A 22,538-nucleotide genomic window follows, 5' to 3' on the forward strand; every position below is an offset into this window, starting at 1 on the left:
ACGCATCTTGATGAATTTATTTACATTCATTGATTTTAAATTGAATCGCGTCATTGAAGCTGGATTGTTTATAGATCCATAAAGTACGATAAGAACGTTTTACATTGATTGATGCATGCTCTACGGCTGCAAGTACTTGTTGATCAAGTGCATTAATACCAGAACGTTGAGTTAGCTTAACTTGGGTAATTTCACCTTGCTTATTGGCTTTAAATTTAAACTTTACTGTGCGATCTTTATTTTTTAATAGCGATTGATCCAGTGCAAGTTGTGGTTGTTTTAAATAAACAAAAGCAACCGACTTATCGAGTTGTTGTTTGTTCCAATTTTTTGAATTAAAGCTATATGTACATTGCTTAGCGCGCTGAACATGATCCGTTGCATTCTCTAGTGTTAAGGTAAATGTTTGATAACCGACTAAAGCAATGGCTTTTCCATTTTTTGAATAGGGTTTTACTTTTGCATTTTCCACAGCATCTACAAGTTTCTGATCCAATGCACGGATGCCTGTACTCTCTTGGATATCGGCCTCTGTGACTTCACCAGCATTATTGGCTTTTACTCGAATGATCGCTGAACGATCTTGATCTTTTAATTCAGCGATTTGATAGTGAATTTGAGGAAATTTGACCCATTGTATACGTGTGGTCAAATGCTGAGGATCATTTTGTTCAGATTGCTCCCCTTTGACCATTATTGTAGGAAGTTTATCCGCACTATAGCTATAGGTTGAAAGGCACAATAAACAAGTGGTAAAAAGAGCTTTATTCATAGGTTTGGCAATTCATGCAGTTTAATACGCATGAGAGTAGTTTAATTGCGCAAAGTATTTATCGAATTTTGTATTCTCGCAATAGAAAATGCACCCGAAGGTGCATTTTTTTACTGTTTTTTATTCTGTAAAAGGCATTATTCTTGACCTTTGGTGATGTCTACTTTGAATAAATCAGAGGTTTTTACCCAACTTATTGCGACAACGGCCAAGGTCATACATCCACCAAATACAGTGGCTGTGATCGTTCCTAGATATTTTGCAGCCAGCCCAGATTCAAATGCGCCCAATTCATTACTCGATGAAACAAACATCCCATTCACCGCAGCGACACGGCCACGCATATTTTCAGGTGGGTAAACTTGTAAAATGGTTTGGCGTACAACCACTGAGATACTGTCACAAGCACCAGTCATAGCCAAAGCAAACAAAGAGAGCCAGACGTTGCTTGAGAATGCAAAGATAATGGTAAACACCCCAAAACCAGCAACAGCAATCAGCATATTTCGCCAAGCATGATGTGTAGGTGGAAATTTGGTTAAAGCGATCATGGTTATTAACGCGCCAATAGAGGGGGCCGCACGTAAATAACCTAAACCTTCAGGTCCAACTTTTAAAATATCTTCTGCAAAAATTGGCAGTAGAGCAATTACACCACCAAACAGCACTGAAACCAAATCTAAAGATATGGCCCACAGTACAATTTTGGTTTTCCAAATAAAGCGAAAGCCTTCACTTAAACTGTCCCAAAGATTGTCTTGTTCCATGGTAGGAAAAGTACGCTTCTTTAATAAGTTAATCAGACAGAAGCAAATAAATAAAAGTACCGCTACCGAGAGTAAGCTGTTTTCACGACCGATTCCTGCCAGCATAAAACCACCCAGCATTGGGCCAATAATGACGCCACTTTGCCATCCAATCGTGGTCCATGTTGCACCATTGGCATACAGTTCACGAGGAATTAAAAATGGTTTTAATGAGGTTGCTGATGGATTATAGAAACCACGGATGGTACCCAATCCAAAAATAACCGCATAAATCCCCCAAGACAGTGTAGTCACACCAATTTGGCCATGATCATAACTGTGAAATAACCACCAAAGCACCAATGGCAAAGGGAAGGAGAAAAATAAGCAAACTTTCATAATAGTTTGTTTATTTAACTTGTCTGCAAAATAACCACCCCAAAGCGACAGTGCAATAAACGGGATTGCTTCTGCTAGTCCAATCAGACCCAAGGTGAGCGGGTCTTTGGTAATTTGATAGAGTGAATAGGCAACAATAATTTCTTGAATTAAAATTGCGAGTGTTAAACAAAATTGATTGATGGTAACAATTGAGAAATCTCGATAGCGAAGCGCAGCAAAAGCATCCTGTGCAGGGGTCATAACTGTCCAGTTTTATCATGATGTGATGATTATAAAGATTTCATCCTGATTTTTCTTATAAAACTAGGTGAAAATTACATCGAAAATTACATTGGGGAATTATGAAATTGTTGGATGTTTTGCTTTTGTTTTGTACAGAGATGATTTAGAATACTGCCTCCCTTACCTGCAGGTCGTTGTCGCAATGGTGCGAACGTACCGAACAGGTGTTTAAAGAGGTTGTTATGGCTAAGTTAAAAACTCGCCGTGGTGCAGCTAAGCGTTTCAAAGCGACTGCTAACGGTTTCAAGCGTAAACAAGCGTTCAAACGCCACATTTTGACCAAAAAATCTGCTAAACGTATTCGTCAATTGCGCGGTTGTGTCATGGTTCACGTAAGTGACATGAATTCAGTTCGTCGTATGTGCCCATACATCTAAGGAGATTATAAATGGCTCGTGTAAAACGTGGTGTACAGGCTCATCGCCGTCATAAAAAAATTCTTGCTCGTGCTAAAGGTTACTATGGCGCGCGTTCACGTGTTTATCGTGTAGCGTTCCAAGCAGTAATTAAAGCAGGTCAATACGCTTACCGTGACCGTCGTCAAAAGAAACGTCAATTCCGTGCTTTATGGATTGCGCGTATCAATGCTGGTGCTCGTCAAAATGGTTTGTCGTACAGCCGTATGATCGATGGCTTGAAAAAAGCTCAAGTGATCATCGACCGTCGCGTACTTGCTGACATCGCTATGCATGACTCAGTTGCATTTGCTGCTTTAGCTGAAAAAGCTAAAGGCGCATTAGCTGCTTAATCATCTTCGATGATTAAAAAAGACCGCTTTTATAGCGGTCTTTTTTATGCCTAAAAATTTATTTTCAAACTCTTGCGGGAACTTTTCGAGATAAGTTTTTTTTGAGTTTGATTGTTCGAATACAGTACTAATCAGTAAAATTTGTGTTGATGTAAAATCTGTCATTATGGATGCTCTAACTATTTTGTTATGACATTGAATTGACCAAACTATAGAATCTAGTCTTATGCGTAAACAATATCACTTTCGCCAAGTTGGTGAAGACACTTATATTTGGGATGTGCATTATCTGGTTGAGTTGAGCCAAGAGTTCCCAATCGATGAAGTTCTATTATCAGATATACAAGAACTCAATGAAGCGTATTGGTTTCCAGATACACATCCAACAACACAGCAAATGATTGAACATTTTCAACTGATACAACAGGCAGATCTAAGTTATCCAATTATTCTATCTGCTGATGGCAGAGTGATGGATGGTATGCATCGTGTGGCAAAAGCAAAATTACTCGATCATCTCACGATTAAAGCCTTCAGGTTTGAAATTACACCACCAGCAAATTTTATCAATATTGATGAGGATGATTTGGATTATGCTGATTGAGCAGGTCATCCGAATGATTTAAACATTCAAATAACCTTGCATACACATTACACAATATCAACGTGAAAACATTATTGTTTTAGAAATAGCTCGCATAGAGTAGAACAACGAATAATAGAAAATGATGGAGTAGGTATGCGTGTTGAGATTGAAGGTTTACAACAAGGTGCAATTGAAGTTGAGTTGCAACTACTACCCAGAGTTGGGGAAGTTTTAAAAGTGATGTATGGTGCAGATGCAGAAGTTAAAGGTGAAGTAACAGCAGTTGAGCACTATATTAATCAGCATGCAAATGAACATAAAGTGATACTCAGCATACGGCCCGTATTTTGATATAGATCAGCTAAAATGATTGAATCATGATTGGGTTGTTATGTGATCTAAAGTAGCTTATTTGGCTACTTTTTTATTTTTAGAGAGTTCTTAAATCTATGAAACGCATCAATGTCGTGGGGACTTCTGCGTCAGGAAAAACAACATTTTCAATAAGACTGGCTCAAAAATTAAAACTCACCTACATTGAATTGGATGATTTATTTTGGCTGGATGATTGGCAAGAGTCTACCGATACTGCATTTTTTCAGAAAATTCAGGCCAAATTAGATCAAGCTAAATCTGGTTTCGTCATAGATGGTAATTATACGCGAACCACGCAGATCAAATGGCGAGATATCGATACTGTAATTTGGTTGGATATTCCTTTTTATATCAATCTTTACCAATCCATACAGAGAGCTGTTCGTCGTGCTATTTTTAGACACAGACTTTGGGAGAGTTCAAATAATCGTGAAAGTTTTAGTAAGATGTTTAGTCGTGATTCGATTATTTGGTGGATGATTAAAACGCATCAAAAAAATCGTCAGCAATATATAACGATGATGAATGATCCTCAATATTCACATATTCGATTTATCCATTTAAAATCGCGAAAAGATATTGATCAATTTTTAGCGTCTATTTGACGCGTCATAACTCACCAGTGCCTCTAAAAGTTAACTTATCCTGCTATACCATGTATTGATTGAATATATTTGTGTAGATGATATCTTAAGCCGCGCTACAGACAGCTATGTTTTTACTTGGCATACAACGTGATAAAAATCTTGGATTGGATGGGGTATGTGCAGTACTTTCCCCGTTGCTGATATCCATGACATCGCGCGACAGATACAAACATGTAAGATTAAACAATATAAAAAAGTTTTTTACCTAATTTTTTGAAGGGTATAAAGTTTGCTTTCGAGGTAAGTCCCAATTAAATGAGGATGATATGATTCGATTAGCTGTTATAGGTGATGCTCAGCAGATTGCTGAAGTACATGTGCAAAGCTGGAATGAAACCTATACTGGTATGATTAAGCAAGAAATTATAGATCGCGCAGATATCGAAAAGCGAGTACAGCTTTGGCAACAGATTTTTTCGCATCAAGATCACCATGTACTGGTATATGAGCAAGATGGCCAAATTGTTGGTTTTTTAAGTGGTTATTTTAATACAACGCATAATATCGCAGAAATTGATGCTTTTTATTTATTAAAGAAAATTCAAAAACAAGGTGTTGGTCGTGAGATGTTTGAGCGCTTTTATCAATATGCTCATGCTAAGCATTATCAATTTATTCGCTTGGGCGTGATCAATAAAAATCCAAGCCGTCATTTCTATGAGAAATTAGGGGGAAATGTACTTGGAGAAGAGATTCTTTCTGATTATGGTGATGGCATAACAGAAGTATCGTATCAGTGGGATATTAATCATAGGACAATAAAATGAGTGATTCTCAATTTTTAACAACTTTACAAGAACAAGTAAAGAACGGGCAAAAGTATAGTTATTTGTGTTTTTGGGGGCATAGTCAAAAGACTTCTGGAAAAATAGACAAGAGCTGTTTAAGTCAATGGTTTCCTGCAAAATTTGAAATTGATGGTGTCAATTATCAAAGTACAGAACAGTATATGATGGTGCAGAAAGCCAAACTATTTAATGACGAGGATATTTTTCAGAAAATTTTACAAACAGATGATCCTAAGAAAATAAAAGCATTAGGTCGTTTGGTCAAAAATTATCAAGATGAGATTTGGATTGCTCATCGTTATGAAATTGTGGTTCAAGGTAATTTGGCTAAGTTTTCTCAAGACAATGATCTTAAAACGTTTCTACTGAGTACCTCAGATCAGATCATCGTTGAAGCCTCGCCTGTAGATCAAATTTGGGGGATTGGACTTGCAGCAGATCATGTTAATGCGACAAATCCAAACGCATGGCAAGGTTTAAATCTTTTGGGTTTTGCCTTAATGGAAGTAAGAAAGCAACTTTAATGTTGCTTTCTTTTTAAGATTCATTTTATCAAATAGATAAGACATTATAGTCCAAAATAATAAGCCGCAAGGCAGATTAAAATGGTCACAATAATTAATGCAAAAACACCTGTTTTACCGGGTTTATGCTCAGGATTTGCCTTGCTGTTAAACGCTTGACGCTGCTCGGTTTTGATATTGTCATGCGCGTCAAAGGGTGAAGCAATTTGTTTTGGTGTTAAGCGTGCAGATTTATAATGATTTGCAACTTTAACAATAAATTTTGATTTTAAATCTTCAACTTTTTGCAGGAAATGGCGCAAATTCATTTGTTCTTCAGGGCTCATGATTTGCTCATTTTCATCATAGGGATGCTTTAATTTTGTAGAAATAAAGCTTTCTAATGCATCGATACGACAGAAGGTTTCATGTGCGTAATCAGCTTGATAGTCAGTGGGTAACAGCGCAAGTTTAAGGCTTGAATCCTCGGTCGTGTATAGCGTTTCATCTAATCCATAATAAGGTAAATCTTTATTTACAGGTTCTGGAAAACTTTTGGCATATTGAGTATCGAACAATTCATTGTCTGTATAAACTTGAATATCATCCCAATTCGGTTGAACTAAATCTTGTTCAATCCGTTTAATCAGTTTTGCATTGAGATCATAGCGCCAAAAAATCTCGGTACGTAAATTGGGGCGTTGTTGCTCAGGCGCTTCATAATCATTGTCTGCGCTATACCATTCTGCCAATTCTTTACCAAAAATCCATGCAGTTTTCTTTTGTTGATCATGGCTAACAATAAAGTGTGGGATGGCTAACAGTTCAACATTGGCATTTGGATTTTGTTCATCATTTAAAATGCTCGCGCTATGTAAGCTGAGGCGATACACGCCTTGTTTTTTTAGCCCTTCAAGCCAAATCTGAAAATGCTGTGCCAATAGGTGCTGTTTGGTTAAATCACGGAAGCTAAAAGCATGCTGATTAAAAATGGCATGATTGACCCAACGAGAAAAACTGATCCCTTGAGTGAGATACTCATTGCCATAAGTGACGAGTGTAAGTTGACGTTTCCAGATTTGATCGAGTGCCATTTTTTATAGATCTCAGCGACATTAAATCCATTTTATACTTTTTATAAATCAAAGTTCTAGCATTTCAACAGGAATCAAACAGGGAAATATACAAATTATTTAGAATAAGTTGTGACTAATCGTATTTTTTGTAAAGCGGAAACTTCATTCAACTGCATAAAAACTGTTAGAATATAGAGTTATATTATTTTTCTAAAATATTGCTTTGAGAGTTACTATGTCACTGGAAGCCCTGACCACTGAAGCGCTCGCTGCGATTGCAGCAGCTCAAGACCTGACTACACTCGACCAAGTACGAGTGCAATTTACAGGGAAAAAAAGCCAGCTTGCGGAACAATCTAAGGCACTTGGCAAAATGGACCCTGAAGAGCGTAAAGTTCAGGGCGCTGCAATTCATGCAGTACGTGAAGCGATCAGTGCAGCATTGACTGAACGCCAAACTGAATTACAGAAAGCTGAATTAGAATTAAAGCTAGCAAGTGAAACAATTGATATTACTTTGCCAGGACGTGGGCAAGCTGTAGGAAGTATTCATCCCGTTACTCAGGTTCAAGAACGTATTTGCCAATTCTTTACCAAAGCGGGTTTTACTGTTGCGACAGGGCCAGAAGTTGAAGATGATTATCACAACTTTGAAGCATTGAATATTCCAGGACATCATCCAGCACGTGCGATGCATGATACGTTTTATTTTGATGCAAACCATTTGCTACGTACCCATACTTCAGGTGTACAAGTACGCACAATGGAAAACTCGCAACCACCGATTCGTATCGTTTGTCCGGGGCGTGTCTATCGTTGTGACTCAGATCAAACCCATTCTCCAATGTTCCATCAAATCGAAGGTTTATACGTTGCTGAAAATACCAGCTTCGCAGAATTAAAAGGTTTGTTGATTAATCTGCTGAATGAATTTTTTGAGAAAGATTTAAAAGTACGCTTCCGTCCGTCTTATTTCCCATTCACAGAGCCAAGTGCTGAGGTGGATATTATGGATGAGCGTGGTCGTTGGTTAGAAGTTTTGGGTTGCGGTATGGTGCATCCAAATGTTTTACAAGCTGCGGGTATTGATCCTGAAAAATATAAAGGCTTTGCATTTGGTCTTGGTGTAGAGCGTTTCGCAATGTTACGTTATGGCATCAATGATTTGCGTATGTTCTACCAAAACGATGTGCGTTTTTTACGCCAATTTGCTTAACAAATTTATACCTCTCCCTGACCTCTCCTAAAAGGAGAGGGGATGTCCAAGATAATGAGACGAAGGGTTCTGCCTCTTTTTAAAAGAGAGTCAGAGAGGAATTCATAGATATTGAATATAGGTTTTAGAAATGAAAATTAGCGAAAATTGGCTTCGCACATGGGTCAACCCTGCAATTGATAGCGATACTTTGTCTGATCAACTGACCATGTTGGGACTTGAGGTTGATGAACTGGTTCCCGCAGCTAAACCATTTACAGGTGTGGTGATTGGTGAAGTTTTAACTGTTGTACAGCATCCTGATGCAGATCGTTTACGTGTCACCACAGTGAATATTGGTTCGGGTGAACCTTTGCAAATCGTATGTGGTGCACCAAATGTACGTGCTGGAATGAAAGTGCCAGTTGCAACCATTGGTGCAGTGCTTCCAGGCGATTTTAAAATTAAAAAAGGCAAACTTCGTGGTGTTGAATCACAAGGGATGCTCTGCGGCGCTTCAGAAATTGACCTTGAAGATAAAATTGACGGTCTGTTAGAACTTCCTACTGATGCGCCTGTAGGCACAAATATTCGAGAATATTTAAATCTTGATGATCATGTGATTGATATCAGCATCACGCCAAACCGTGGTGACTGTTTTAGTATTCGTGGAGTGGCACGTGAAATTGGGGTAATTAACCAATTGCCTGTAACAGCACCTGAAATTCAAGAGGTTGCGGCTACGATTGCTGATCAGAAGCAAGTTGTTGTGACAACGGGTGGTTGCCCTCGTTACTTAGGTCGTGTAATTAAAAATGTAAATACCAAAGCAGCTACGCCTGCATGGATGGAGCAAGCTCTAGCACGTTCAGGTATTCGTCAACACAGTATTCTTGTTGATATTACCAATTATGTGCTTATGGAACTTGGTCAGCCGTTACATGCGTTTGATGGTGGTCAGGTTCAAGGTTCAGTGCATGTGCGTCAGGCAAGTGCAAATGAAAAGCTTGTTTTGTTAAATGAACAAGAAATTGAATTGACTGAAGATGTTATGGTGATTGCAGATGATGTAAAAGCATTGGCGATCGCAGGCATCATGGGTGGTTTGTCCTCATCTGTAACAGATGAAACCACTGAGATTTTCCTTGAATCTGCATTCTTTGCACCATTACATATCGCAGGGCGCGCACGTCGTTATGGTTTGCATACAGATGCGTCACAACGTTATGAACGTGGTGTGGACTTTGAATTGCCTATGATCGCAATGCAACGCGCTTCACAATTGATTCAAACTCTTGCAGGTGGTGATTTCGGTCCAATTACCGTATCTGAAAAAACTGAATTGTTGCCTAAACGCGAAGCAATTGAGTTGAATCAAGCGCAAGTGGATCAATTGCTAGGTTATCAAGTTCCTACTGCATTTATTACAGATGCGCTGCAACGTTTAGGTTGTGATGTGACTGTAACAGCTGAAGGTGAATGGACTGTTGTACCACCATCACATCGTTACGATATGGCAATTTATCAAGATTTAATTGAAGAAGTTGCGCGTATACATGGTTATGACAATATTCAAATTAGTCTGCCAGTGATTGATGTAAAACTTGCTAAGCATCAGGATCAATTTGAACTGACTCAGTTACGTCAAACTTTAGTAACACTGGGTTATCAAGAGGCGATTAGTTTTAGTTTTGCAGATTTAAAACTTGAAAAACAATTGAATTCACAAGTAAATCCATTGGCGCTTGCAAATCCGATTTCAAGTGATTTGGCGGTCATGCGCTCAACTTTACTTTCAAGCTTAATTCCGTGTGTTCAGTACAATATCAATCGTCAACAAAGTCGTGTGCGTTTCTTTGAGCTAGGGCTACGTTTTGATTATCAAAACGCGAAAAGTATAGAAGATTTGAAACAGATTCCAACTTTGGCTATGATTGCTGTAGGATCAAAACAAATTGAATCTTGGCATGGAAAAGCTCAAGTTATGGATTTCTTTGATCTCAAAGGCGAGGTCGAAGAAATTTTAGCAGCTGGACGTGTTCAAGTTGAATATGTTCGTTCTGATCGTGAATGGTTACATCCAGGTCAATCTGCGGAAATTCTCGTGGATGGGAAATCAGTAGGTTATTTAGGTCGTCTACATCCATCTTTGGAAAATGCACTGGATTTGAGCACAACTTGGATCGCAGAGCTCGACCAATCGGCTGTTTTGCAAACTTATGTATCTAATTTTACAGAATTATCACGATTTCCATCGGTTAGACGTGATATTGCGCTTGTAATTAGTGATAAGATTAATGTTAGTGAAATTCAGCAACTTATCGAAAAAACGGGTGGAGAGCTTTTAGACTCTACTTGGTTATTTGATGTGTATACAGGGCAAGGTGTTGAACAAGGTAAGCGCTCTTTAGCATTTGCATTGTTATGGCAACATCCATCACGTACACTCGAAGATGCTGAGATTAAATCCGGTATGGATCATATTATTCAAGTGTTAGAAGACACTTATCAAGCGACATTGAGGGCCTCATGACAGCATTAACAAAAGCAGAAATGGCTGATCATTTAAGTGAGCTTACGAGTTTAAACCGTCGTGAAGCAAAACAAATGGTCGAGTTGTTCTTTGACGAGATTAGCCAAGCATTAATTGCAGGCGAACAAGTCAAACTTTCAGGTTTCGGAAATTTTGAACTACGTGACAAACGTCAACGTCCAGGTCGAAATCCTAAAACTGGAGAAGAGATTCCAATCTCAGCACGTCGAGTTGTAACATTCCGTGCAGGTCAAAAATTTAGACAACGTGTGGGTACAGAACAAGAAGATTAATCGGCAATTTGTGTGTCGTAAGATGAAAGCTCTGTAATCTAAAAGTTTTGTAAGATAAAAACCCTGAGTAATCTGCTTGGGGTTTTTTATTGCCAGAAATAAACATCATTTGAATTCGATTAACCAGTTTGCTGTAATCACAGTGATAAGACTGGAATATCTTTTTTTATCTCTATACCCAAAGATCAAATGGTTTATCTAGATGCGGTTTTAATTAACAACAGGGTAGGGAGAGATTTTGTAATTGTTGGTTAAAAGTGAGGCCCTTATGTGGGATAAATTTATTTTAAGAAAATTCTTAGCATCTTTATAAAAATACAAATAAGTAAAGCTATTCTAGTATTGGTTAAGTTGATCTGAATACGCTTGCAATTTTAAAGGGCAATAACCAAAGTAAAATAGAGTGGTGTGATTTTGTACTTATTGGATCTAAGGGTTCTGTAGTGAAGGGTAATGCGGCTTGTTTATGATTATTTAAACTTTAAAGTAAAAAACAAAGCAAAAAAAAGAGAACCTAAAAGGTTCTCTTTTCTTGATAATAATCTAAGCGATTATTATTGAGCAGCTGAAGCAGCAGCAGAAGCGTCTGCAGCAGCAGCAGTAGCATCAGATGCAGCAGCAGTAGCGTCAGCAGCAGCATCAGTAGCAGATGCAGCAGCAGCGTCAACAGCAGCAGTAGCTTCAGAAGCAGCTTCTACAGCTTGAGAAGCAGCAGCGTTTGCATCAGCAGCAGCTTCTTCAGTTTTTTTAGCACAACCAACGAAAGCTAAAGTAGTAGCAACTGCAGCAGCAATAGCGATTTTTTTGAATAACATGGCATCACTCTCATAAATTTAATAGAGACAAAAAACCCAAGTTAGCCTGTTTTTTGCTTTTTGCATGAGCAGTCTAACTGGTATGCGAATATGCTATCACTGCGCATTTTGAATTGCTACTGTTTATCTTAAAAAAACTGACCAAATTGATGAAAAAATGATGTTTTTTTAACAGTATTTTACAATCAAGTTGCGTTTTTAGATTGGTTTATTGATAAATAAGTTATTAATAAATATAAAAAATCTTGATGAATAATTTTTATATTCAAATATTTGCAATATCGTGTAACGTTGAAACTCGATGATTGTATATTTATGTAAATAATGTCAACCAAATAAAAAGGCTACTCTTAGAGTAGCCTTTTTAAGTATTTGTCGAATTAGTTGGCAGCTTTGCGCTTCATTTGATCAAAGAAATCATCATTGGTTTTGGTTTCTTTCATGCGATCCAACAAGAATTCCATCGCCACTAATTCATCCATAGGATGAAGAAGTTTACGAAGAATCCATACTTTACGTAGGTTTTCTTCGCTCATGAGACGCTCTTCACGACGCGTGCCTGATTTTTTGATATTCATTGCTGGGAAGACGCGTTTTTCAGCAATACGGCGATCAAGGATGATTTCTTGGTTACCTGTACCTTTGAATTCTTCGTAGATCACTTCATCCATTTTACTGCCTGTTTCAATCAATGCAGTAGAAATAATGGTGAGAGAACCGCCTTCTTCAATATTACGTGCAGCACCAAAGAAACGTTTAGGGCGTTCTAAGGCATGTGCATCAACACCACCAGTAAGTACCTTGCCAGATGAAGGAACAACAGTGTTATAAGCACGGGCTAAACGCGTGATTGAGTCAAGTAAGATCACAACATCTTTTTTGTGCTCTACCAGACGTTTGGCTTTTTCAATCACCATTTCAGCAACTTGGACATGGCGAGCTGGAGATTCATCAAAGGTTGATGCAACAACTTCACCACGCACAGTACGTTCCATTTCTGTCACTTCTTCAGGACGCTCGTCGATCAGAAGAACAATCAAGAAACATTCAGGATTGTTACGCACAATAGATTGGGCAATGTTCTGTAATAACATCGTTTTACCCGCTTTTGGCGGTGCCACGATAATTGAACGTTGACCTTTACCGATGGGTGCAACCAAGTCAACGACACGCGCTGTCAAATCTTCAGAAGAACCATTACCCAGCTCCATAACCAATTGCTCAGTTGGGAAAAGTGGTGTGAGGTTTTCAAATAAAATTTTATTGCGTGAGTTTTCAGGGGTGTCATAGTTAATTTGATTAACTTTTAATAATGCAAAGTAACGTTCACCTTCTTTAGGTGGGCGAATCGTACCTGTAATCGTATCACCAGTTCGTAGATTAAAACGACGAATTTGTGAAGGACTAACATAGATATCATCCGGACCTGCAAGATAAGAACCTGCAGCGGAGCGTAAAAAGCCGAAACCATCAGACAAAATTTCAAGAACACCATCACCAAAAATTTCTTCGCCATTCATTGCATGGCGTTTGAGGATGGCAAAAATGATGTCTTGCTTACGGTTACGAGCCATTCCTTCAAGGCCCATAAACTCAGCAATTTTAATGAGTTCGCCGATCGGTTTTTTCTTGAGTTCAGTTAAATTCATAAATGGTCAGATTGAATAAGGATGTGTGGAACACAGATAAAGAGAAAAGAAGCAAAAGTCGCCAGCAGTGTAATAGGTGAGTTGAAATTGTATAGACACAAAAACAAACTCAGAATCTATGTAGTTCTTTCGAGGAGAAATATGTAAAACAATTTCTGTTGCCGAACGGCGATCTTATGTGTTGTCCTTTAAGAAACAGGAAGAGAATCCTAATGTTCCTTGAGCATGGAATATAAGTTAGATCAACAAGTTTGTCAAATTATAGTCGAAAAAAAATACGCTAGAAAATCAAGCGTATTTCTCATTTTCCTAGATTTATACAAATAATGTATAAATTCAGCAAATTAAATATTTTCTTCAATGAATGCAGTTAATTTAGATTTTGGCACTGCACCAATTTGTTGAGCAACAACTTCACCATTTTTAAACATCAATAATGCTGGAATGTTACGAATGTTGTAGTTGACCGCAGTTGCTTCACATGCAGTTACATCCACTTTAACGATTTTAACTTTACCTTCAAATTCAGTTGAAAGTACTTCAAGTACTGGTGCAATCGCTTTACACGGTGCACACCAGCCTGCCCAGAAATCTACGATTACAGGGATATCGGATTGAAGTACATCTGCATCAAAGTTGTCATCAGTGGTATTTACGATATTGCCAGACATGGATTTTGCTCCAAAATATTTTAAAGATGAATCTATCTATGGATATAAGTATTACATAGTCATCTTTAACAATGTAGGGGGATACTTAAATTTTCATTCTAATTTGTGAGTTTGTCCAATTGATGCTCACGATATTTACAATCGGATCTTTAGAAAAAGCAGTGAAACTGTCACATAATTGTCATATATGCTGAAAAAATAATGACTCATCAAATTGTCTAAATAAATGGCTTTTAAAAAGCGTGTATGTGAATTAATCTAAGCAGCAATTCAGTATGAGTTTGTATAAATAATGTCTGATTTTTTGATTGATGAAGAATTACTTGCTGCGATTGATATGGGGTCAAATAGTTTCCATTTGGCAATTGCTCGTGTGGATCATGGTGAAGTTAAGAAAGTTGCTTCTATGTCAGAAAAGGTTCAGCTTGCGGCTGGATTAGATGAAAATAAAAACTTAACTGAAGCTGCACAGCAACGGGGCTTGGCTTGCTTAGCGCGATTTGTTGGGCGTTTAAGTTCAGTACAGCCGACTCGACTCAGAATTGTCGCGACAAATGCGCTGCGTCAAGCGAAAAATGGACATGAATTTATTCAAAAAGCAGCGGAGATCTTGCCAAAGCCGATTGAAATTATTGCGGGACGAGAAGAAGCCCGACTCATTTACTTGGGTGTTTCCCATACCATGGCCAATAGTGGTCGTCGTCTGGTGATTGATATTGGTGGTGGATCTACTGAACTGATTATTGGTGAAGAGTTCGAGCCGATTCATACCGAATCTTTACAAATGGGCTGTGTGGCCTTTACTAAAGCCTATTTTGCTGATGGTGATATTAACAACAAAGCTTTTGATAAAGCTGTGGTTGCTGCGCGTAAAGAATTATCTTCGATTGCAAATACCTATAAAGCTGCGGGCTGGGATACTGTGGTCGGTTCTAGTGGAACCATCAAAGCATGTCGCCAAATTGCGGTCAATATGGGCTGGAGTGATGAGCAAGAGAATCTGACTCGTGAAGGTTTAGAAAAATTAAAAGACAAATTACTGAAATTTAAAAATATTTCAGATATGGAATTTGATGGTTTAAAAGAAGATCGCCGAGCAGTATTACCTGCGGGTTTAGCGATCCTTTATGCTGTGTTTGAAGTCTTGAATATTGATAAATTGGTGTATTCAGATGGGGCATTACGTGAAGGTGTAATGTATGACTTACTCGGCCGTTTCCAACATGAAGATATTCGCGATCGCAGTGTACAGGCGATGATGGGACGCTATGGCGCAGATGCAAAACAAGCTGAGCGTGTGGTTGAAACTGCACAACATTTGTTTAATGCTGTTGCCAGTACACTTAACTTAAACAGTGATGATAGTGATCTATTGCGTCGAGCTGCTTATTTACATGAGATCGGTTTAGCCATTAGCCATAGTGGTTATCAAAAGCACAGTGCTTATTTATTACAACATTCAGACATCCCCGGTTTTTCGCAAATTGATCAAAACCATTTGTCACATTTGGTCGCTCATCACCGTCGTAAATTACGCGTAGATGCCAAACTAGACGTGTTAAAAGTGGGCGGCAACAAGCTTGTGTACTTGTGTTTGTTGCTTCGTCTTGCAGTTTTACTGAATCATAGTCGTAGCGATGAGATGCTTCCTGCCATTGAATTGACGGTAGAGAATGAGCAACAATGGCAACTCAGCGTTTCTGGTGATGCCAAACAATGGCCATTGCTGGTTGCAGATTTGCATGATGAGCAAGTGCAATTTAAGCATTGGGACATTGAATTGAATATTCAGTCGGAACAGTTTATCGATTAACTTAAAGGTTTTATGATGATGAAATGATCAATCATTTTATATCATTTAAACCTAAACTTCCGATGCGTAATCCATCGGTGAATTAGGGATAATACTCGACTTATGAAAAATAAAGCTGCTCAATCTCAAGCTTGGAAAACGGTTCAAATTGCACGTCACCCTGAGCGTCCGCAATTTTTGGATTACGTAGGCGAAATCTTTACTGAATTTGATACCTTGCATGGTGATCGTTTATACGGTGATGATGGTGCAATGGTGGGGGGATTGGCCCGTTTTAACGGCCAACCCGTAATGGTTGTGGGCCAACACCGTGGTCGTAGCACGCGTGAAAAATTACAGCATAACTTTGGGATGTGTAATCCTGAAGGATACAGAAAGTCGCAACGCTTACTCGATATGGCGGAACGCTTTAATCTTCCTGTGTTTACCTTTGTTGACACCATGGGAGCATACCCGGGTATTGGTGCTGAAGAGCGTGGTCAAGCAGAAGCAATTGCAACCAGCTTGGCGCAACTTTCAAGCCTTAAAGTGCCAGTCATTGCAACAGTTTTAGGTGAAGGTGGTTCTGGTGGTGCTTTGGGCATCGGTGTTGCTGATCGCGTTATTATGCTTTCACACAGTATTTACTCTGTGATTTCACCTGAAGGTTGTGCTTCTATTCTCTGGAAAACTGCAGATAAAGCAGAGCAAGCCAGTGAAGCACTTGCATTAACTGCTGACAAGCTCAAAGAAATTGGTATTGTTGAATATGTGGTTGATGAAGGCGAGGGTGCTCATTTACATCCTTTTGAGGTTATGGAAAAACTCAAGGATGTGTTAAAACAAGCGCTTGATGAATTACAGCCAATGACTGCGGAAGAACGATGCGAAGCACGTTATCAACGTTTAATGAAGTTTGGCAGCGACAATTTAGGTCTTGCTTCTTAAAACAGTATTCTCAATTTCCTGAAAATACTCGTTTCTTAATCGGATGTAGTGGTGGCATGGATTCCATGCTGTTGCTACATCTGATGGCACAACTTTTCCCCAAGCAAATTCGTGCAATTTATGTCAATCATCACCTGCAAAAAGTCAGTGATGTATGGGCTGATTTTGTGGCTCAACAATGTACAGCGCTGAATATTCCTTATATTCTTCAGTCGGTTCAAGTCACTCAAGGCAATCTTGAGAATCAAGCACGTCAAGCACGTTATCAAGCCTATTTACAGCATATCGATGAAAATGAGGTATTGGTTCTTGCACATCATCAGCAAGATCAGGCTGAAACGTTAATGTTGCGTTTGTTGTCAGGTGCTGGGGTTAAAGGTCTATCTGCGATGCAATCCATCGATCAGCGCGATCAATTGCTGATTTGGCGACCTTTACTCGATACTTCCCGTGAGCAGATTTGCCAATGGGTTAAGCAACTGCAAATCGATTATGTGGACGATCCTTCCAATTTAGATACACATTATGACCGTGCATGGTGTAGACATGAACTTTGGCATATTTTGCAAAGTCGTTATCCTAAAATGCAGCAAGCATTGGCACGTACCAGCTATTTAATGCAAGATGCTGATGAAATTCTCAATGAAGTGGTACAGCAGGATTTAAGCTTTTGTGGTCATCCTGCACAATTGGATTTAGCCAAATTGGCCTCTCTTTCCCCTGCTAGACAGCGGCAACTTTTATCGGTATGGATGAAAGGTGAGGGGACATATCGCCCAGCCTTGGACATGGTGCAAAGGCTACAAGATGAAGTAATTGAGTCTAAAACAGATGCGCAAGCTGCTTTACATTGGAATCATTTTTATTATTTACGTTATCAAAATCAGTTGTATCGAATTGAACAAAACCAATATTTAGCATCAAAATCTAAACAATTGCCTCAAGAACAGGAAGTTCAATTTCAGCTTCATCAACAACTACAATTCACATCTGGTGTGTTTCAGATCGAAAGCTCTAAAATGGGCCTGGCTTTTGCATTATTCAATCATAAGCTAACATTAAAGCCGCGTTTGGGTGGTGAAAAAATTCATCTTTATGGCAGAGTCGGTGCTTGGCCTTTGAAAAAAGCCATTCAAGAAGCACATATTTTTCCGTGGATGCGTCATACAATTCAAATATTAAGTGTAGATAATGTTATGCTTGGGGTGTTTACACCAAATGGTTTTTGGTTGGCGCAATCTGAATATTGTGAAGTGGGTGGCTGGCAACCAAATTTAATCTCTGAGTTAAAAAACTAAGGTCGAGCGTGATTCATGAGTGCAGCGTTAAATTGTAATATTACTTTCATTGGTGGTGGGAATATGGCACAAGCCCTAATCGGTGGCTTGTTGAGTCGTGGATTACCTGCAACACGTATTACAGTTTCTGACCCCTTTGAAAATATTCGACAATTGCTACAAGAAAAAGATGTTCATGTGACTGATGATAATATCGCAGCAATTAAAAATGCCGATATTGTTGTTTTTGCTGTAAAACCTCAAGTTTTGGGTGGGGTGCTTAAACCTTTAAAAGGTTTACTCGAAGATAAATTATTAATCTCGATCGTTGCTGGTGCTGAAATTAAAACGATTTCAGACTTAACTAGCAGTGAGCGTGTTGTTCGTGTTATGCCGAATACTCCTGCTTTGGTTCAAACTGGTGCACATGGTATGTTTGCGAAACCAGAGGTCAGTGCTAAAGACCGCGAATTGGCAACACAAGTACTTGCTGCGACAGGTTTAACGCTTTGGGTGAGTTCTGAAGCACAGATTGATGCTGTGACCGCTGTTTCTGGTTCTGGTCCTGCATATTTCTTCTATATGATGGAAAGCATGATTCGTGCTGGAAAAAATATGGGTTTAGATGAAAAGGTTGCGACCGCTTTAACTTTACAGACAGCACTTGGTGCAGCACAAATGGCAATTACCAGCTCAAATGCGCCATCAGAATTGCGTAAAAATGTGACTTCTCCAAACGGCACTACACAAGCTGCTTTAGAAGTATTTGATCGTGCTCAAATTTCTCAAAATATTCAGACAGCTTTAGCTGCTGCGCAGAAGCGTAGTCAGGAACTGGCTCAAGAATTAAGTGACAGCATTAAATAATTATTGATTTTTAGGAACGTTCCAGTATGGGTGCAAATTCTGCGCAAATTTTTGGCATTATTATTAACGTAGCGATTTTGCTCGTATTCTTTCGTTTTTTAATGCAATTGGCCATGGTGAGTCCATACAATCCAGTGGTGATGTCGACAGTTAAAGCGACAAAAATTGTGGATATGTTTGGGCGAATTTTTCCGCCTTTGGCCAAAGGGCGAGTAAATACAGCTGCATTAGTTTTGCTGGTGGTATTATATCTGCTTAAAATTTTTGGAATGATGTACTTGCAAGGTGCAATACCCAATAGTCCTGTACATTTGATCATTCTAACTTTTGTGACCATGATCCAAGACCTGATTCGTTTTTGTCGCTATTTAATTTTTGCGACTATTATTCTCAGTTGGGTGGTGATGTTTACTCAGTCGAGATCACCTTATATTGAAGTCATTCAAGAGCTTGCTGAACCATTATTGGCGCCGTTCCGTCGTATCATGCCAAATATGGGAATGATTGATCTTTCTCCAATTTTAGCGATTTTGGCATTGATCATTGCTGAAAAAGTTATGGATTATGCTGCGATTGCATTGCTAACAGGTCTTTAATTCACCAGTTAAAATAGTAAAAGGACTCAATAGAGTCCTTTTTTTATGCATGTTAAAAAATATAACATTGAGTATATTTTCAACAAAAGATGACATCTCCCTAACCCTGTTCTAGAAAGTTAGGGAATGTTTCAAAGGCTTAATGTGCTTCACCCCAATTCTTACCTTGACCGACTTCAACAACTAAAGGTACTGATAAGGTGACGACTTTTTGCATTACATCTTTAATCTGTGCAGCCAATTGATCTGCAATAGCTTCATCAACTTCAAACACCAATTCATCGTGTACTTGAAGTAAAAGTTTGGCCTGATCTTGGGGTAAGATTTTATTGACTTCAATCATCGCCATTTTAATGATTTCAGCCGCAGAGCCTTGGAGTGGGGCATTAATCGCAGCACGTTCCGCACCTTTGCGCACCATCATATTTCGAGCGTCAATATCTGGTGTATATAAACGACGACCTGTAATGGTTTCTACAAAACCTTGTTCCAATGCCACTTGGCGGGTACGTTGCATATACTCATAAATACCCGGATAACGGTGGAAGTATTGCTTAATATAGTTTTGCGATTCTTCACGAGTAAAGCCCAGTTGACGAATCAAACCAAACTCAGACATGCCGTACAATAAACCAAAGTTAACGGCTTTGGCTTGGCGGCGTTGATCAGAGGTTACATTTTCCAGCGCGACACCCAAGACCTCGGATGCTGTACGACGGTGTACATCTTGCCCATTTTGAAAGGCATCAACCAAAGCATCATCTTGTGAGAAATGCGCCATTAAACGTAATTCAATTTGTGAATAATCGGCTGCCAAAAGTACACGCCCTTGAGGTGCAATAAAGGCTTTACGAATCTGACGACCAATTTCTTCACGTATCGGAATGTTCTGTAGGTTTGGATCGGTTGAAGACAAACGACCTGTTGCTGTTAAGGCTTGATGGTAACTGGTATGTACGCGGTGGGTATCGGGATTGGCTTGTTTGACTAAGGCTTCGGTATAGGTACTTCTAAGCTTGGTTAAACCACGATACTCAATGATCAGTTCAGTAATTGGATGATCGATTTTTTCTAAAACCGCTTCAGAGGTACTGTATTGTCCCGTTGCAGTTTTTTTGCCACCTTTTAAACCTAATTTTTCAAATAAAACTTCACCGACTTGTTTGGGTGAACCGACATTAAAAGATTCGCCAGCGATTTCGATAATTTGATTTTCAAGATTTTGAATGGTATTGGCAAAGTCCACACTGAGCTGATCCAAGAAGCTTAGATTAAGTTCAATCCCATTTTCTTCCATGGTGGCCAAAACACTGGCTACTGGCATTTCAATGTGATGTAAAATATTGATCAGTTCAGGAATTTCTTTTAGCTTACGTTCTAAAACTTCATAGAGACGGTAGGTGACATGCGCATCTTCTGCGGCATAATGTCCAGCGGTTTCAATCTCGATTTGATTAAAGGTCTTTTGTTTTGCACCTTTACCAGCAACTTGTTCAAAAGTCGTGGTCAAATGGCTCAGGTAAACGCGCGCAACATCATCCATACCATGGCGTGTTGTTACTGCATTCAAGACATAAGAGGCCAGCATGGTGTCAAAGTACCAGCCTTGTAAATGGATACCGTGATTTTCAAAAATATGTGCATCATATTTTAAATGATGTCCAATTTTTTCAACACTTGGATCTTCAAGAATCGGTTTGATTTGCTGAATAATCGCATCGCGATTGAGTTGCTCAGGTGCACCTTCATAATCATGTGCCAAAGGGATGTAATAAGCATCATTGGCATCAAAAGCCACTGAAAAACCGACCATTTCAGCGATACGGTAATCTAAACTTGTGGTTTCAGTGTCAATTGCAAAACGTTTTTCTGTGCTTAAGCGCTGGAAGAGCTTATCCCATGCTTCTTGACTTAAAACAGTATGATAAGTGGCTTCACCAAGACGGTCATCAACACTCGAACTTGTTGCTTGATCTGTAATTTCACTTTCAACAGGCTGCTCAGTTTTGCTAATACTTTGTGTTGTTTGTTTATATGTAGAGCTATTTGGATTATTTGGATGATCTAGCGATTGTAATTGATTACGGAATTCAAGTTCAGTATACAAGTTGCGTAATGCTTCAACATCAGGTTCACACAGCTTTAAATCATCATAGCTCAAGCTTAAATCGAGATCGATAACTATACTTGCCAATTGATGATCAAGTGCAATCCCTTCAACATTGTCTTTTAAACTTTGTCCAACTTTACCTTTGATATTGTCAACATTTTCTAAAATGCCAGCAATCGTACCATATTCATTTAACAGCTTAGCGGCCGTTTTTGCACCAACACCAGGTACACCACGAATACCATCAGAGGCATCACCCATCAAGGTTAAATAATCAATAATTTGATCTGGACGAACGCCAAATTTTTCGATTACACCATCGACATCCATCGGTTTGTCTTTAAAACTGTCTTCGAGGGTCACTTTATCCGTGACCAACTGAGCCATGTCTTTATCACCCGTAGAAATCAAAACTTGATGACCGGCTTTTTCAGCACGTTTTGCCAAGGTTCCAATGATGTCATCCGCTTCAGCACCCGGAAGCGTATGTAAAGGAATACCTAAAGCACGAATCAAGGCATGCAAATAAGGGATTTGTTGAGATAATTCTTCTGGCATGCTTGGGCGGTCACCTTTATATATCGGTGACAGTACATGGCGGAAAGTGGGTTCAGGTGTGTCAAAAATAACCGCCATATGTGTTGGTTGCACACGACGCATCAGTTTTTGAATTGCAGAAATTGCCCCGCGAATCGCATTGGTCTGTAATCCAGTTGATGTGGTTAAAGGTGGGAGTGCATGAAAAGCACGAAATAAAAAGTATGACCCATCGACCAATACAAATGGTGGCATTGATATTTTCCTAATTCAAATAACCGCTTTATTGTACGTGATTTTTTGCGCTTGCGAAGATGCAACAGTCATCCT

22 protein-coding genes are annotated in these 22,538 nt (G+C 39.0%); 15 read left to right on the plus strand and 7 right to left on the minus strand.

Annotated elements, in window-relative coordinates; all coding sequences use genetic code 11:
* Positions 1–16: 16 nt before the first annotated feature.
* Positions 17–772 carry a TonB family protein gene (locus ACZ5QH_RS03335; RefSeq protein ID WP_303576750.1) on the minus strand — a complete coding sequence of 252 codons (756 nt, stop codon included), beginning with the start codon at positions 770–772 and terminating at the stop codon, positions 17–19.
* Positions 773–909: 137 nt separating this feature from the next.
* Positions 910–2,160, minus strand: coding sequence for an MFS transporter (locus ACZ5QH_RS03340; protein WP_004819112.1), 1,251 nt, complete (start codon positions 2,158–2,160; stop codon positions 910–912).
* 224 nt (positions 2,161–2,384) lie between these two features.
* Between ACZ5QH_RS03340 and rpmI the strand changes: the two genes are divergently transcribed.
* The 7 genes from rpmI (at position 2,385) to ACZ5QH_RS03375 (ending at position 5,870) form a co-directional block, all read left to right on the plus strand.
* A complete protein-coding gene (gene rpmI / locus ACZ5QH_RS03345; protein ID WP_002054552.1) occupies positions 2,385–2,579 on the plus strand; it encodes a 50S ribosomal protein L35 in 195 nt (64 codons plus the stop codon).
* A gap of 11 nt (positions 2,580–2,590) precedes the next feature.
* On the plus strand, positions 2,591–2,950 hold the full coding sequence (gene rplT, locus ACZ5QH_RS03350) for a 50S ribosomal protein L20 (RefSeq protein ID WP_004723060.1): 360 nt from the start codon (positions 2,591–2,593) through the stop codon (positions 2,948–2,950).
* A gap of 226 nt (positions 2,951–3,176) precedes the next feature.
* On the plus strand, positions 3,177–3,554 hold the full coding sequence (locus ACZ5QH_RS03355; protein WP_303576751.1) for a hypothetical protein: 378 nt from the start codon (positions 3,177–3,179) through the stop codon (positions 3,552–3,554).
* Positions 3,555–3,689: 135 nt separating this feature from the next.
* Positions 3,690–3,887 carry a hypothetical protein gene (locus tag ACZ5QH_RS03360; RefSeq protein WP_004723056.1) on the plus strand — a complete coding sequence of 66 codons (198 nt, stop codon included), beginning with the start codon at positions 3,690–3,692 and terminating at the stop codon, positions 3,885–3,887.
* 98 nt (positions 3,888–3,985) lie between these two features.
* The gene (locus ACZ5QH_RS03365; RefSeq protein ID WP_303576752.1) at positions 3,986–4,516 is read left to right on the plus strand and encodes a P-loop NTPase family protein; all 531 of its coding nucleotides are present in this window, start codon (positions 3,986–3,988) and stop codon (positions 4,514–4,516) included.
* Between the two features lie 308 nt (positions 4,517–4,824).
* A complete protein-coding gene (locus tag ACZ5QH_RS03370) occupies positions 4,825–5,325 on the plus strand; it encodes a GNAT family N-acetyltransferase (protein ID WP_303576753.1) in 501 nt (166 codons plus the stop codon).
* A complete protein-coding gene (locus ACZ5QH_RS03375) occupies positions 5,322–5,870 on the plus strand; it encodes an NADAR family protein (protein ID WP_303576754.1) in 549 nt (182 codons plus the stop codon). The genes ACZ5QH_RS03370 and ACZ5QH_RS03375 overlap by 4 nt, the downstream gene beginning before the upstream one ends.
* Positions 5,871–5,914: 44 nt before the next feature.
* On the opposite strand, the gene ACZ5QH_RS03380 is transcribed toward ACZ5QH_RS03375, so the two are convergent.
* Positions 5,915–6,943 carry a hypothetical protein gene (locus ACZ5QH_RS03380; RefSeq protein WP_303576755.1) on the minus strand — a complete coding sequence of 343 codons (1,029 nt, stop codon included), beginning with the start codon at positions 6,941–6,943 and terminating at the stop codon, positions 5,915–5,917.
* A 217-nt stretch (positions 6,944–7,160) separates the two neighbouring features.
* On the opposite strand from ACZ5QH_RS03380, the gene pheS reads away from it, so the two are divergent.
* The 3 genes from pheS to ACZ5QH_RS03395 all read left to right on the plus strand — a co-directional run bounded on the left by pheS (position 7,161) and on the right by ACZ5QH_RS03395 (position 10,946).
* Entirely contained in the window at positions 7,161–8,141 is a 981-nt protein-coding gene (gene pheS, locus ACZ5QH_RS03385; protein ID WP_004723046.1) for a phenylalanine--tRNA ligase subunit alpha, read from the plus strand.
* A 130-nt stretch (positions 8,142–8,271) separates the two neighbouring features.
* Positions 8,272–10,653, plus strand: a complete 2,382-nt coding sequence (gene pheT / locus ACZ5QH_RS03390) for a phenylalanine--tRNA ligase subunit beta (RefSeq protein ID WP_303576756.1) — start codon at positions 8,272–8,274, stop codon at positions 10,651–10,653.
* Complete coding sequence (locus ACZ5QH_RS03395) at positions 10,650–10,946, plus strand: integration host factor subunit alpha (protein ID WP_004723042.1); 297 nt, start codon at positions 10,650–10,652, stop codon at positions 10,944–10,946. Before pheT ends, ACZ5QH_RS03395 begins: the two co-directional genes overlap by 4 nt.
* Positions 10,947–11,500: 554 nt before the next feature.
* Here ACZ5QH_RS03395 and ACZ5QH_RS03400 read toward each other — a convergent pair.
* The 3 genes from ACZ5QH_RS03400 to trxA form a co-directional block, all read right to left on the minus strand.
* Positions 11,501–11,761: a hypothetical protein gene (locus tag ACZ5QH_RS03400; protein WP_034609976.1), complete on the minus strand. Its 261-nt coding sequence runs from the start codon at positions 11,759–11,761 to the stop codon at positions 11,501–11,503.
* A 380-nt stretch (positions 11,762–12,141) separates the two neighbouring features.
* Positions 12,142–13,410 (minus strand): transcription termination factor Rho, encoded by a 1,269-nt coding sequence (rho, locus tag ACZ5QH_RS03405; RefSeq protein WP_004723038.1) that lies wholly within the window; start codon positions 13,408–13,410, stop codon positions 12,142–12,144.
* A gap of 344 nt (positions 13,411–13,754) precedes the next feature.
* The gene (gene trxA, locus ACZ5QH_RS03410; RefSeq protein ID WP_004723035.1) at positions 13,755–14,081 is read right to left on the minus strand and encodes a thioredoxin; all 327 of its coding nucleotides are present in this window, start codon (positions 14,079–14,081) and stop codon (positions 13,755–13,757) included.
* 292 nt (positions 14,082–14,373) lie between these two features.
* On the opposite strand from trxA, the gene ppx reads away from it, so the two are divergent.
* The 5 genes from ppx (at position 14,374) to ACZ5QH_RS03435 (ending at position 19,561) form a co-directional block, all read left to right on the plus strand.
* The gene (ppx, locus tag ACZ5QH_RS03415) at positions 14,374–15,894 is read left to right on the plus strand and encodes an exopolyphosphatase (protein WP_096733198.1); all 1,521 of its coding nucleotides are present in this window, start codon (positions 14,374–14,376) and stop codon (positions 15,892–15,894) included.
* A gap of 102 nt (positions 15,895–15,996) precedes the next feature.
* On the plus strand, positions 15,997–16,821 hold the full coding sequence (locus ACZ5QH_RS03420; protein ID WP_004819131.1) for an acetyl-CoA carboxylase carboxyltransferase subunit alpha: 825 nt from the start codon (positions 15,997–15,999) through the stop codon (positions 16,819–16,821).
* Entirely contained in the window at positions 16,758–18,119 is a 1,362-nt protein-coding gene (gene tilS, locus ACZ5QH_RS03425; RefSeq protein ID WP_303576757.1) for a tRNA lysidine(34) synthetase TilS, read from the plus strand. The genes ACZ5QH_RS03420 and tilS overlap by 64 nt, the downstream gene beginning before the upstream one ends.
* A 15-nt stretch (positions 18,120–18,134) precedes the next feature.
* A complete protein-coding gene (gene proC / locus ACZ5QH_RS03430) occupies positions 18,135–18,965 on the plus strand; it encodes a pyrroline-5-carboxylate reductase (RefSeq protein ID WP_096733202.1) in 831 nt (276 codons plus the stop codon).
* A gap of 26 nt (positions 18,966–18,991) precedes the next feature.
* Entirely contained in the window at positions 18,992–19,561 is a 570-nt protein-coding gene (locus tag ACZ5QH_RS03435) for a YggT family protein (protein WP_004723028.1), read from the plus strand.
* A gap of 139 nt (positions 19,562–19,700) precedes the next feature.
* Here ACZ5QH_RS03435 and polA read toward each other — a convergent pair whose 3' ends face one another.
* Entirely contained in the window at positions 19,701–22,463 is a 2,763-nt protein-coding gene (gene polA / locus ACZ5QH_RS03440) for a DNA polymerase I (protein WP_303576758.1), read from the minus strand.
* Between the last annotated feature and the right edge of the window lie 75 nt (positions 22,464–22,538).

It is taken from the genome of Acinetobacter sp. Ac8, assembly GCF_055392545.1.